General features: G+C 68.2%; 12 protein-coding genes and 1 pseudogene. 6 read left to right on the top strand and 7 right to left on the bottom strand.

Features of this window, described 5'->3' with window-relative positions:
* Window positions 1–208: 208 nt before the first annotated feature.
* Together AC5Y2S_RS25515 and AC5Y2S_RS25510 are read left to right on the top strand one after the other, a co-directional pair.
* Window positions 209–463 (top strand): type II toxin-antitoxin system VapB family antitoxin, encoded by a 255-nt coding sequence (locus tag AC5Y2S_RS25515; RefSeq protein ID WP_499959173.1) that lies wholly within the window; start codon window positions 209–211, stop codon window positions 461–463.
* Window positions 463–861, top strand: coding sequence for a type II toxin-antitoxin system VapC family toxin (locus tag AC5Y2S_RS25510; RefSeq protein ID WP_499959171.1), 399 nt, complete (start codon window positions 463–465; stop codon window positions 859–861). Before AC5Y2S_RS25515 ends, AC5Y2S_RS25510 begins: the two co-directional genes overlap by 1 nt.
* On the opposite strand, the pseudogene AC5Y2S_RS25505 reads toward AC5Y2S_RS25510, so the two are convergent.
* Window positions 858–1,535, bottom strand: a pseudogene (locus AC5Y2S_RS25505) (DUF2293 domain-containing protein); the annotation flags it as partial. The gene AC5Y2S_RS25510 and the pseudogene AC5Y2S_RS25505 sit on opposite strands and share 4 nt — an antisense overlap.
* 201 nt (window positions 1,536–1,736) lie before the next feature.
* Between AC5Y2S_RS25505 and AC5Y2S_RS25500 the strand changes: the two are divergent.
* Together AC5Y2S_RS25500 and AC5Y2S_RS25495 are read left to right on the top strand one after the other, a co-directional pair.
* Complete coding sequence (locus AC5Y2S_RS25500) at window positions 1,737–3,914, top strand: glutamine synthetase III family protein (RefSeq protein WP_499959169.1); 2,178 nt, start codon at window positions 1,737–1,739, stop codon at window positions 3,912–3,914.
* Window positions 3,915–4,140: 226 nt separating this feature from the next.
* Entirely contained in the window at window positions 4,141–6,075 is a 1,935-nt protein-coding gene (locus AC5Y2S_RS25495; protein ID WP_499959168.1) for a serine/threonine-protein kinase, read from the top strand.
* A 44-nt stretch (window positions 6,076–6,119) separates the two neighbouring features.
* Here the strand turns inward: AC5Y2S_RS25495 and AC5Y2S_RS25490 are convergent, their stop codons facing one another.
* Window positions 6,120–6,704, bottom strand: a complete 585-nt coding sequence (locus tag AC5Y2S_RS25490) for a hypothetical protein (RefSeq protein ID WP_499959166.1) — start codon at window positions 6,702–6,704, stop codon at window positions 6,120–6,122.
* Window positions 6,705–6,817: 113 nt separating this feature from the next.
* Between AC5Y2S_RS25490 and AC5Y2S_RS25485 the strand changes: the two genes are divergently transcribed.
* Window positions 6,818–7,192, top strand: coding sequence for a hypothetical protein (locus AC5Y2S_RS25485; RefSeq protein ID WP_499959164.1), 375 nt, complete (start codon window positions 6,818–6,820; stop codon window positions 7,190–7,192).
* Between the two features lie 54 nt (window positions 7,193–7,246).
* Here the strand turns inward: AC5Y2S_RS25485 and AC5Y2S_RS25480 are convergent, their stop codons facing one another.
* Window positions 7,247–9,079, bottom strand: a complete 1,833-nt coding sequence (locus AC5Y2S_RS25480; protein WP_499959162.1) for a serine/threonine protein kinase PknE — start codon at window positions 9,077–9,079, stop codon at window positions 7,247–7,249.
* A 157-nt stretch (window positions 9,080–9,236) separates the two neighbouring features.
* Window positions 9,237–9,533 (bottom strand): hypothetical protein, encoded by a 297-nt coding sequence (locus AC5Y2S_RS25475; RefSeq protein WP_499906888.1) that lies wholly within the window; start codon window positions 9,531–9,533, stop codon window positions 9,237–9,239.
* A gap of 282 nt (window positions 9,534–9,815) precedes the next feature.
* Between AC5Y2S_RS25475 and AC5Y2S_RS25470 the strand changes: the two genes are divergently transcribed.
* Window positions 9,816–10,304: an SRPBCC family protein gene (locus tag AC5Y2S_RS25470; RefSeq protein ID WP_499906692.1), complete on the top strand. Its 489-nt coding sequence runs from the start codon at window positions 9,816–9,818 to the stop codon at window positions 10,302–10,304.
* Between the two features lie 8 nt (window positions 10,305–10,312).
* On the opposite strand, the gene AC5Y2S_RS25465 is transcribed toward AC5Y2S_RS25470, so the two are convergent.
* Genes AC5Y2S_RS25465 through AC5Y2S_RS25455 form a run of 3 tightly spaced genes read right to left on the bottom strand, consistent with a single transcriptional unit; the run spans window position 10,313 to window position 12,729 of the window.
* Complete coding sequence (locus tag AC5Y2S_RS25465; RefSeq protein WP_499959160.1) at window positions 10,313–10,987, bottom strand: pyrimidine reductase family protein; 675 nt, start codon at window positions 10,985–10,987, stop codon at window positions 10,313–10,315.
* A 1-nt stretch (window position 10,988) separates the two neighbouring features.
* Window positions 10,989–11,486, bottom strand: a complete 498-nt coding sequence (locus tag AC5Y2S_RS25460; protein WP_499959159.1) for a flavin reductase family protein — start codon at window positions 11,484–11,486, stop codon at window positions 10,989–10,991.
* 4 nt (window positions 11,487–11,490) lie between these two features.
* On the bottom strand, window positions 11,491–12,729 hold the full coding sequence (locus AC5Y2S_RS25455; protein ID WP_499959158.1) for an APC family permease: 1,239 nt from the start codon (window positions 12,727–12,729) through the stop codon (window positions 11,491–11,493).
* Window positions 12,730–12,735 lie beyond the last annotated feature (6 nt).

Below are 12,735 nucleotides of genomic sequence, written 5' to 3'. Positions count from 1 at the left end.
GGCGTTGCGTGTGAGCCCCGGGCGGGCAAATCGCCGAAATTCCGCCCCAGGCGCCCACTGAAAACCGCTGGTTCACACTCAAAACCCTCAGCTCACGTTCGACACGACGACGCGCAGGGAGATCCCCGCCACATGCTCCGTCCAGCCGCGGGCGACGGCCGTTTCGGGAGTGCCGGCAGGAATATAGAAAGCAATATAGAATATAGACATGGCGTTGAGCATCAAAGATCCGGAGGCCGATCGGCTCGCCAGGGAACTCGCGGCTCGAACAGGCGAGACTTTGACGGAGGCTGTCGTCGTGGCGTTGCGGGAACGACTCGCTCGCGAGACCGGGCGCACGAGGTCCATACCCCTGCGTGAAGAGTTGGCCGCCATCCGCCGTCGCTGCGCGGCGCTCCCGGTCCTCGACGGCCGAAGCGCGGATGAGATCCTCGGCTTCGACGAGCACGGTTTGCCCTCCTGATGGTGATCGACACTTCAGCGCTGGTTGCGATGCTGACCGATGAACTCGAGGCCGACCGGTTCGAGGCGGTTGTCGCGGCAGACCCCGTCCGGCTGATGTCGACAGCGTCGTACCTGGAGACGGCGATCGTGATCGAAACGCGATTCGGTGAGCCCGGAGGGCGCGAGTTGGATCTGTGGTTGCATCGGGCCGCCGTCGACCTTGTCGGCGTCGATGTCGATCAGGCCGATGCCGCCCGAGTCGCCTACCGAAGGTATGGCAAGGGGCGCCATCGCGCCGGCCTCAACTATGGTGACTGCTTCTCCTATGCGCTTGCCAAGATCAGCGGCGAGCCCCTCCTCTTCAAAGGCAACGACTTCAGGCACACCGACATCGGAGTGGCGCTCGCTGAGTGCTAGTCGACCGAGTCGAGCGTTGCGACTCCTCTGCGCCAAGCGTTCAACACGTCCTCGACGCGTGGGCGCACCCGATCTCGGGCTCTTGCGCGGTCAACGCCCGACATCAGCAGCTGGTCGTAGTTCGTGTCGAGGTGTCGGACGGATGCCGCGACCGCGAGGCGGAGGGCGGCCGGGTCGAATGCTCGCGCGGCGGCGCTTCGACCGACCCGACCGCTACCGCGCATCGCCGCATGCCGCGCTATGTCGTCGGCCCGGGCAGGAGGACAACCCGGAAACAGCTCACGGATCGCGGCGGCGAACTCGGCCTGCAACTCTAGATCCTCCGATGCGCGCCGTGCCTGGTCCCGCTCTCGGCGACGGGAGCGGGCTTCGGCATCCGATAGGCACTCGAGCTCGGCACGTTCGATTGCGTCGGCCTCTGCCAGAATGCCCTGCCGCTCATAGCGATTGCGCGCACGGCTCCACCGCACCACGACGGCCGACAGGCCGCTGCTTTTTTGGGCGCGTCTAGTCAGCGCGGCGTCACCGGACGGCAGGAAGACGAGGTGACCGAGGTCGGCGCAGTCAAGGCACAGGGGCCCGCCGTCTTCCATCTTCAGCAAGCCGCCGCTGCCCCTGCAGGAGATGCACGTCCACTTCTTGACGGGCGAGATCACCAGGAGATCCGGCGACCGGTCGTTCGGCTTGGTCATAAGGGCTTTCTCGCATTCGGGTGTGCACGGTGGACCCAGACACAGCCCGCGTCTCATGATCGAAACCATCGCGGAGCCACCGTTGACATCGGCGTAACAAGTTTGCCATCGAACGTTCCTACTGTTGGGCGGTCCACTTTCCGGCATGGAAATCGTGGGCCCCCCACAGCGATAGGAACTCAATTGAGCGGAAACGCGGTTCGCCTGCAGGCGATCAACAACGTCGAGGCGTATGTCCCCCCAGCCATCAGTTTCGTAGCTGGCGAAGCCCCCGGCGAGATCTTCGGCTCCAACGTCTTCACCAAGGCCGAGATGCAGGCGCGGCTGCCCAAGGCGGTGTACAAGTCCGTCGTGGCGACCATCGAGAAGGGCGCCAAGCTCGACCCCGCGGTCGCCGACACCGTCGCGGTGGCGATGAAGGACTGGGCGCTGGAAAAGGGCGCCACCCACTACGCCCACGTCTTCTATCCGATGACCGGCCTGACCGCCGAGAAGCACGACAGCTTCCTGGAGCCGGTCTCCGACGGGACGACGCTCGCCGAGTTCGCCGGCAAGACGCTGATCCAGGGTGAGCCGGACGCCTCGAGCTTCCCGTCGGGCGGACTGCGCAGCACGTTCGAGGCGCGCGGCTACACCGGCTGGGACGTGACCAGCCCCGCCTACATCCTGGAGAACCCGAACGGCAACACCCTTTGCATCCCAACGATTTTCGTCTCGATGACCGGCGAGGCGCTGGACTACAAGACGCCGCTGCTGCGCAGCCAGCAGGCCATGGGTGTGCACGCCGAGCGCATCCTGGCGCTGTTCGGTCACAAGGACCTGAACAAGGTGGTGTCGTTCTGTGGTCCCGAGCAGGAGTACTTCCTGGTCGATCGGCACTTCTTCTTGGCGCGACCCGACCTGGTGAACGCCGGTCGCACGCTGTTCGGCGCCAAGCCGCCGAAGGGCCAGGAGTTCGACGACCACTACTTCGGCGCGGTGCCCGAGCGTGTGCTGGGCTTCATGATGGACACCGAGCGGGAACTGTTCAAACTCGGCATCCCCGCCAAGACCCGGCACAACGAGGTGGCCCCCGGCCAGTTCGAGGTGGCGCCCATGTTCGAGCGGGCCAACATCGCCTCCGACCACCAGCAGCTGCTGATGACCGTCTTCAAGACGATCGCCAAGAAGCACGGCATGGAATGCCTCTTCCACGAGAAGCCGTTCGCGGGCGTCAACGGATCGGGCAAGCACGTCAACTTCTCGGTGGGCAACGCGGAGCTGGGCTCGCTGCTGGTTCCGGGCGACACCCCGCACGAGAACGCCCAGTTCCTGGTGTTCTGCGCCGCGGTGATCCGCGCCGTGCACAAGTTCGCCGGGCTGCTGCGTGTTTCGGTCGCGTCGGCCACCAACGACCACCGCTTGGGCGCCAACGAGGCGCCGCCGGCGATCATCTCGATCTTCCTCGGTGAACAGCTCGCCGACGTGTTCGAGCAGATCGCCAAGGGCGCGGCCACCTCCTCAAAGGGCAAGGGCACCATGATCATCGGTGTCGACACGCTGCCCCCGCTGCCGACCGACGCGGGTGACCGCAACCGCACCAGCCCGTTCGCGTTCACCGGCAACCGGTTCGAGTTCCGTGCCCCCGGCTCGGGCCAGACGGTTGCCGTGCCGATGATCATCCTGAACACGATCATGGCCGACTCGTTCGATTACATGGCCACGATCCTGGAAGAGGCCGTGGACAAGGGCGAGGACTTCGACAAGGCGGTCCAGAGACTGCTGACCGACGTCATCACCGAGCACGGCGCGGTGGTCTTCAACGGGGACGGGTATTCGGACAACTGGCAGATCGAGGCGGCCGAGCGCGGGTTGCCGAACCTCAAGACCTCGCTGGACGCCATTCCGGAGCTGATCAAGCCCGAAGCCGTTGAACTCTTCGGCAAATACGGCGTGTTCAACGAGCGCGAGCTGCACAGCCGCTACGAGGTCCGCTTGGAGCAGTACGCGTTGACCATCGGGGTCGAGGCGAAGCTGGCGTTGGAGCTGGGGACAACGGTGATCCTGCCCGCCGCGATCCGCTACCAGACCGAGCTCGCACAGAACGTGGCGAGCCTGAAGGCGGCCGGAATCGAGCCGAGTTTGGCTGCACTGGAATCGGTTTCGGGGCCGATCGCCGATCTCGAAGCCGCGCTCGGCGCGCTGAAGGCGGCGCTGGCGGACCACTCGGCATCGTCGGCGCTCGAGGAGGCGACGCAGGCCCAGAAAGAGCTGCTGCCCGCGATGGCGGCGGTGCGCACGGCGGCCGACACGCTGGAAAGCGTTGTCGCCGACGACCTGTGGCCGCTTCCCACCTACCAGGAGATGCTTTACATCCTGTGATAGACATCGTCGGGCGTGGGGGCCGGCCGCGCCAGCGGCGGTGATCCGCGGCCCCCACGCCCGACGATCCACGCGCGACGCGAGCGCAAGAATTTCGCAAGAAACTCGCCAACTTCTGCCAAGTGCTGTGCCGCAACCTTTCCGCTGACGGGCCTTGCCCCCGTAACAGACCGGAAAGGGACACAAAGTGCCGCAAAGCCGCGAAGACAAGACTTACGATTCGGCCATGTCGCTCGAAGTTGGCCAGGTATTCGCCGGGTATACGATCCTGCGGCTGCTGGGTTCGGGCGGCATGGGCCAGGTCTATTTGGCGGCGCACCCGCGACTGCCGCGCGAGGACGCGCTCAAAGTGCTGCCGCCCGACCTCACCGCCGACGCGGAGTTTCGCGCCCGGTTCGTGCGCGAGGCCGACCTGGCGGCGGGCTTGTCGCATCCGCACATCGTGCGGGTGCACGACCGCGGCGAAGAGGACGGCCATTTCTGGATTTCGATGGCCTACGTGCCCGGCACCGATGCGGGCCGGCTGTTGCGCGGAAGCTACCCCGGCGGAATGCCGCTCGACGAGGTGGTGCCGATCATCACCGCGGTCGCCGAGGCGCTGGATTACGCGCACCATCGCGGCCTGCTGCACCGCGACGTCAAGCCGGCCAACATCCTGCTGGCCGAACCCGACGGCCAGGAGCGACGGGTGTTTCTGGCCGACTTCGGGATCGCCCGGCGCATCGAGGACGCGACCGGGCTGACCGCGACCAACATGACGGTCGGCACGGCGGCCTACGCGGCGCCCGAGCAGCTCAAGGGCGAGCCGATCGACGGGCGCGCGGACCAATACGCCCTGGCCTGCACCGCATTTCACCTGCTGACCGGCGCGCAGCCGTATGTCGACTCCAATCCCGCCGTGGTGATCAGCCAGCACGTCAACGCCCCGCCGCCGTCGATCGGTGCGCAGCGACCGGAGTTGGCCCTGCTCGATCCGGTGTTCGCTACCGCGATGGCCAAGGAGCCGTCCGGCCGGTTCGCCAGCTGCGGGGAGTTCGCCGCCCACCTCGGCGGGCAGCCGCTGCCGAGCTTCGCCTATGCCGACGAGATCCCGGCCCGCCCGGACAGCGCAATCACCCAACCCTCGTTCGGCGTGGCCGCGCCGACCGTCCCGCTGCGGCCGAAGCCGGCAACCTGGAAACGTTGGAGCCGAAGGCCGGCGGTACTGATCCCCGCCCTGGCAGGCGTCGCGCTGCTGATCGCCGGCGGAGTCTTCGCCTCCCAGAAGCTCACCCAGTCCAACAAGCCGGCGAACACCGCGGCGCCCACGGCCAGCCCCGGTCCCAAGGCGCCGCCGCCCAACACGGGCCCCTTCACGGGCGTCTACCGGGCCGACTTCGCCCGGATCACCAGCATCGAAGGCATGCCACCCCCGGGCGCCGCGCCGTCGGGCGAAACCTGGGCCGTTAGTTCGGCGTGCCGCCCAACCGGTTGCGTGGCGACCGCGACGCGCCTGACCGGCGAGACCATGCAGGTGCCGACGATCGTGTTCGATCAGGTCGACGGAACGTGGCGGGCCGTCACCGCCGGCACGAGCACGTGCGGCGGTGGCAACGCCGAAGGCGAGATCTGGGAAACGTTCACGCTGCAACCCCGTCCCGACGGCACGCTCGCGGGGGAGGCCACCGAGATCATGGCCAAGGGCTGCGCCAACAAACGCAACGTGACCTTCACCCGCACCGGAGACGTCGACCTCGGCAGCGTGGCCGACCCGAACGCGCTGCCGCCGCGGGTGGCGTCACCGGCCGAAGCGGTGCACGGCCACTACCACGAATCCGATGTCACGCCAACCGGATTCAAAGGCCAGCAGGACTACGTCGTCCGCACGGACTGCCTGCGCACCGGCGATCGGTGCATGAGCTTCTTCCACGCACCCCCGGCGTCCGCCATGGCGTTGGTGTTCGGCGGCGGGGAGTGGATCTACGACCGCGAGTTCGACGGCCGCTGCTCGAAGGGCGGCACGGCGCACGTGCGGATCGTCGCGCATTTCCCGATGCCGCAACCGGCCCAGGACCCGATCGCGTTGCTCACCGGGCACGGCCACGAGGACGTGGCGAATTCCGCGGGGACCAACTGCGGCAGCACGGACGTCGACGCGAAGTTCGCGCGCACCGGCGACTAGCGGCCTCCGCGGCGTGAGGGTCTAGAGCCAAGGCGGGCAACGGTTTATCGGCCACGGGGCGGACCCATCATGCCGCCCGGTCCCATCATGCAGCCGCCCATCATCTGCTGCATCATGGCGGGCATTCCCTGCTCGACGAACCCGGTAACCTCGCGCGCGTGGGCGCGAATGGCGTCGGTGAGGGCGGGATCCTCGGAAGTCTCCTCGGCGGTCACACCCGTTGCGGTGAAGGTGAATTGGCGGCGATAGCCGTTCGCGCGGCGAAACAGCGTCGGCAGGCTCTGGCTCATGCATGTCACCTCCGTACCTTGATCGAGGTGGGCGTACATGCTCGAGACATGCGCCTGGAGTTGGGCGGCAAGTTCCGGCGAGCTCGATTGGGTGGTGGTGCGCACCCCGCCCGGGATCTCTTCCACCGTGCGGCTGATTTCCCGGTGCCGCATGAACATCTCCATATAGCGGCTCATGTCCACCGAACCCGCACCCATGAAACCGCATCCGTCGGCCAGCCGGATACCCGCGGACGGCGACGCGACGACGCTGCGGCGGGCCGCCTGCACGCCTAACACGCTGCCCGCACCCAGCGCACCGAGCGTGGCAAGCGCCGCCCGTCGGCTGAACTTGACCATGACGTTCCCTCCAAATCCGGAGTCGCTTCGCCAAGCTGACCAGATCCAGACCTCCCATACTAGGGCCAATAGTCCCTACCCCCGAGGGGTATATGTGTGCGATCCTTCGAACCATGACAGACACACCTGAACCCACGATCGAACCGACCCCCGTGAGCGAGCAACCCCGCTACGGCAACCGATACGGCGCGCCCAGCCGTCTAGGACAAGCCGCGGCGTGGGTTGTCATCGTCGCCGGCGTGGTCTTCATCGTCGGGTCGATCTTGTTCTGGGGCCTGTTCCTGGGCTGGTCCGCCGGCGCCCACTCCGGCTGGCACCGGGGCTATTACGGCGGCCATGAGGGCAGCTGCCCGATGATGGGCCAGGGCGGAATGGGCGGAATGATGGGCCCGGGCGGAATGATGGGTCCCGGCGGAATGATGGGTCCTGGCGGAATGATGGGTCCGTCGCAAACGCCTTCACCGGCGCCGTCCACGCCGCATCCCTAGCGAACGGGCGGACGTGCGGCGGAATCTCCCACCGCCGCAACCCCATTTCGTGGGTTACCCGAGCAGCTTGGTGAGCCAGGTCGGATCCTGGTAGTTGATCGACCTGGTGCCGTCCCACACGAACGGCGTGCCGGTGGCGTTGAGTCCGGTCAGCGTCGCGTCCCCGGCCGCGGCCTTGGCCTTCGCGGTGCCGACGTCATCGCCGCCCTTGATGCAGTCGATCACGCTGGCGTCGACGCCGACGGTCTTGGCCAGCTGGGCCAGTTCGCCGTCGGTGCGGTCCTCGGGGGCGTCCTCCGCGGGCTGGAAGTTGCTGGCGAACAGGCCCGAGTAGAAGTTCATGTAGAGCTTCGGATCGTTCTGCCCCGCAACGCAATACGTCGCGGCAACCGCGCGCGACGAGTAGTTCTTGCTGTGCGACTTGTCGTCGAGGAAGTTGAGCAGGTGATAGCGCACCGCGAGCTTCTTGTTGTTCACCGCGCTGTCGATGTCACCGGCGTTCGACCGGATGAAGCTGCCGCACGGCGGGCAGATCGGCTCGTTGAAGATGTCGATCGTCGTCGGGGCGGCCGAGCTGCCGATGGACACACCGTCGTCGAGCACCTTGAGCTCCACCGCGTCCGGCGGAGGCGCCGCCGACGTCGGCGTGGCGGGCCGGGTCGACGGGGACGCCGACTCCCAGGGATGGGCGGCGACGACCGCCAAGCCGACCACCACGGCGACCACCACCGCCACGGCGGCGCCGATCCACAGCAAGGGCTTCCGATTGCTCGGTGGCGGCTGCCCCCATAGCGGGGCGCCGACGCTGCCCATGTCGCCCGTGCCCCAGGTGGGAGTGCCGGGCCATCCCGTCGGCTGCGGCACCGGTCCACCGCCCACCGGTGTCCCCGGAGCCGATCCCGTGGGCCACGCCGGGGCCTGGGGCGGCGCGTGGTTCGCCATGACGGACGGGGGCATGGCTGCGAAACCGCTGGGCGGCTGGCCGGCGAACGAGGCCGGCAGCTTCGCCACCTGGCTGCGTTCGAGAATGTCGGTGGCCCGATCCTGATCGGGCGTGGCGAGCGCGGCGTACGCGGCCGCCGACAGGTCACCACAGGTGGCGTAGCGCGCCGCGGGATCCTTGGCCATGCCGCGCGCGATCACGCCGTCGAAGGCCACCGGAATGCTCGGGCGCGCGGCGCTGGGGCGCGGGATCGCCTGGTTGAGGTGGGCCCCCATCACGCTGATGGTGTCGCCCGTGTAGGGCGGGGCGCCGGTCAAGCACTCATACAAGACGCAGGCCAGCGCGTAGATGTCGGCCCGATAGGTGACTTCGGTTTCGCTGAACCGTTCCGGGGCCATGTATTTCACGGTGCCTACGGTGGTGCCGAACTGGGTCAGCTTTTCGTCGGACGTGGCGCTGGCGATCCCGAAATCGACGAGATACGCGAAATCGTCGGCGCTGACGAGGATGTTCTCCGGCTTCACGTCGCGATGCATCACCCCGGCCGCGTGCGCGGCGTCGAGCGCCGAGCCGATCTGGCGCACGATCGCCACCGCCCGTGGCGGGGACAGCGGTCCGAAACGGCTCAGCGTGGCGGCCAGGTTGTTGCCGTCGATCAGGCGCATGTCGACGTAGAGCTGCCCGTCGATTTCGCCGAAGTCGTGGATCGGCACGACGTGCGGTTCCTGCAGCCGCCCCGCGGTGCGGGCCTCGCGCTGCATTCGCGAGCGGAAGACGGGATCGCTGGACAGCGTCTGCGACATCAGCTTGAGCGCCACGATGCGTTCCCGCACCGTGTCCTCGGCCTCGTAGACGTCGCCCATGCCGCCGCGGCCGACCAGCCGCCGCAGCCGATACGGCCCGAACTGCGAGCCCTCCCGCGAATCCGCGGTCGTGTCACCCATCGCCGACTCCTCACCCGCCGCCACGCGCCGCAAAACCCACACCGAAGCGCGGCGTGCCAGGCATAAGGCTAATGGTTCGGGCAACCGCGGGGCACGCTGAATTGCCAGAAAGCCAGCTAATTCCCGGTCGGCTGGCTACGGACTCCGGGGTCGGGGATCACCGGCATTCCTCTTCGCCGGTCTTTTCGCTGAGCCCCTCCCGTGACAGCGCCCGGACGAAGCCGTAGGCCTGCATGCCCGCCGGGCCGGGATTTCTGACGATCCAGTCGTTGATCTTTCCCAGGGCGGAGGCCAAATCGTCACGCCTTACCCGGATCAGATAGGTCTTGCGGTCGTCCTGCGGATCGTCGATCGACTCGGCGACGGCGACGGGGTTGCGGAAAGCGTAGGCGATCCCGTGCACGGAATCGTTGTTCAGCGCCCATTGCAGCTCGCTGGGCCGCAGCCGGTTCACCGCCAGATTGCGGTATTCGTCCTCGCCGTTTGAATCCTTCACGTCGCCCGCCAACCTCCTCTCTGTGCCCGCGAGAAGAAGTCGGACGGCGATGGACTGAAGATTGTGTCGCGCAGGCAATTCGATGAAATTTTCCCCAAGCTCTCATCATAGGAAGCCCAGTGCGTCGCTGCATGCCGAGCGAGCGTCCAGCAATCGCGAAGGCACTGACGCCGACCGGCCGCGGCGACGTAGAGTAACCGGCGAGGCAAATCAGATTGTCTGCGCCGGCTGCGAGGACTCATGACCGAAGAACGCATCGAGACCCGCCGCACCATCGGAGCCCCGGCCGCCGACATCTTCGCGGTGTTGTGCGACCCGCAGGGCCACGTGTCCATCGATTCCTCGGGCATGCTCCAGGACGCCGAGGGTGACCCGGTGACGGGCATCGGCGACAGCTTCGTGGTGCACATGGACCGCGAGTCGCTCAACGACTATCCGCAGCTCGGCAAATACGACGTCACCGTCGACATCAAGGAGTTCGAGAAGGATCGGCTAATTTCGTGGACGATCCTCGGCCAGATCCGCCCCCAGATAGGCCACGTCTACGGCTACCGGCTCGAGCCGGCCGAAGGCGGCGCGTCCACCGTGGTCACCTCGTTCTACGACTGGTCGAACATCGACCCGCAGTGGCGCGACGCCGGGATTTTTCCGGTCCTCTCCGAGGGTGCGCTGCGGGCAACCCTGGGCATCCTCGACCGGACGGTCCGCCGAGGTTATCCCCGGGGCTGACCGCCCGCTCAGCGGCGATACTTCAGGAACACGTAGTCGTCGTAGGCCAAGGCGTGCTCGAGCCGCATCTCGACCGGCACGGACAGCCGTGCGGGCCGCCGGCTGCCGACGGGCTGGCTCCCCGCGAGCATGGGGGCCACCGTCACACAGATTTCGGTGACGGCGTCGGCCTCCACCAGCTCGTCGAGCAGGGTCGGCCCGCCCTCGCACAGGATGCGGTCCATGCCCTGGGAGCGCAGCAGGTCGACGGCCCGCGCCACATCGACGGAGTCCTCGCCGGCCACCAGGATCCGCCGGCGCGCGTCGTGGCGGGCGGCCGAGCGCGCACAGGTGACCAGGATCGGGGGCTGGTCGGGATCGCTGAACAGCCTGGCGGGCAGGTTCCCCGTGCGGGTGATCACGGCGATCGGCGGCGGGGCGCCCCGGTGCGCATCGACGAGCCGCACGGGGCCGTAGTTCTCGGCGCGCGCCGTGCCCGCGCCGACCAGAACCACGTCCGCGAAGCCGCGCAGGATCCTGAGCAGCCGTTGATCGGTGGGACAGGACAGCGGGCCGGCCCGACCGGTGAACGCCGCGGCGCCGTCGGCGCTGAAGATCATGTTGGCGCGCACGCCCGGTAGGGGATCGGCGTAGAACGACGCGAGTTCGGCGATGTCGCCGACGGCGCCCACCCGGGGCGTCACCTCAGGCCTCGTGGCCCGGTTCCAGATGGCGGACGTCGCCGAAGGACACCCACTGCTCGAGCTCTCGCGGAGGTTGGCCGTCCACCGGTTCGAGCAGGTGCCCGACGTGGTCACCCAGGGGGAAGCGGTCGAGGATCTTGCCGGCGAACCAGGCGGCCGCGTCGTCGAGAATGGGCAGCTGCGCCGGCCCGCGATGCCAGGAGCACCGGTCGAACTTGTTGATGTCGTCGCCGGTCTGGCTGCCGAACAACTCCGCGACACCGAGATGCTCGCGGTCGAACACGTGCACCGCCAGGTGGCTGGCGCCCGCGGCCACCCGGAACGTGTGGTTCTTCCTGGACAACCCGACCAGGAAACGCGGTGGATGGATGCTGGCCTGGCTGGCGAAACCGACCAGACAGCCGGCCGGCACACCGTCGGCCTGGGTGGTTACCACGAACATCGGATAGTTCAGCAGCGCCACCAGCTTTTCGAATGCGTCTGTCCCGGGCTCGGTCACCCGGTCAGTCTTCCCGTTCGGACCGCCCGGGAATCGCGTACGCCGCGGCGCCGATCCCCAGCACCGCCGTCCCGGACAGCACCGAAGACAGCGGCAGCGCGAATGCCAGCACCACGCACCCGACCAGCCCGACCACCGGGATCGCGCGCGGCGGGCGGCCCTCGTCGGGCCTCAGCGTGAACGCCGAGGCGTTGGCGACCGCGTAGTAGATGAGCACCGCGAACGAGGAAAACCCGATCGCCCCCCGCAGGTCGGCGGTCGCGGCCAACACCGCCACCACGACGCCGATCAGCAGCTCGGCGCGGTGGGGGACGCCGAACCTGGGGTGCACGGCGGTGAGAGCGTGGGGGAAGTGATGGTCGCGCGCCATAGCCAATGTGGTCCGCGAGACCCCCAGGATCAGCGCCAGCAGCGAGCCCAGCGCCGCGACCGCCGCGCCGACCTGCACGACCGGCGCCAGCCAGGCCATCCCCGCCATTCGCACCGCCTCGGACAGCGGCGCGGACGCCTCGGCCAGGCGCCGCGGCCCCAACGCGGCGAGCGCCGCGACGGCCACCAGCGCGTAGACGGCCAGCGCGATCGCCAGTGCCAGCGGGATGGCCCGGGGGATCGTGCGCGCCGGGTCGCGCACCTCCTCGCCCAGCGTGGCGATGCGCGCGTAACCGGCAAAGGCGAAAAACAGCAGTCCTGCCGCCTGGATCACGCCGCCGACCGTGACTCCCGCCATGTGCAGGCGCTCGGCGCTGACGCTGTGGGAGGTGAAGACGGCGACGACGACCGCGGCCAGCACCGCCAGGACCACCGCGACGATGATCCGGGTCAGCCACGCCGACTTCTGCACCCCGACGTAGTTCACCGCTGTCAGCGCGACCACCGCGGCGACGGCCACCGCATGCGCCTGCGCCGGCCAGGCGTAGGTGCCGACGGTCAGGGCCATCGCCGCGCACGAGGCGGTCTTGCCGACGACGAAGCCCCAACCCGCCAGATAGCCCCAGAAGTCGCCGAGCCGCTTGCGCCCGTACAGATAGGTGCCGCCGGAGGCCGGGTAGAGGGCGGCCAGCCGCGCGGAGGAAGTGGCGTTGCAGTAGGCCACGACCGCCGCCAACGCCAGCCCCAACAGCAGACCGGAGCCGGCGGCGCGTGCCGCCGGGCCGAGCGCCGCGAAGATGCCGGCGCCGATCATCGAGCCCAGCCCGATCACCACCGCGTCGAACACGCCCAGGGTCCGGCGCAGCTCGTTCACGGCGCC

The organism is Mycobacterium sp. NGS69, assembly GCF_059812165.1.
This window is presented reverse-complemented; position numbering and strand designations above follow the sequence as displayed.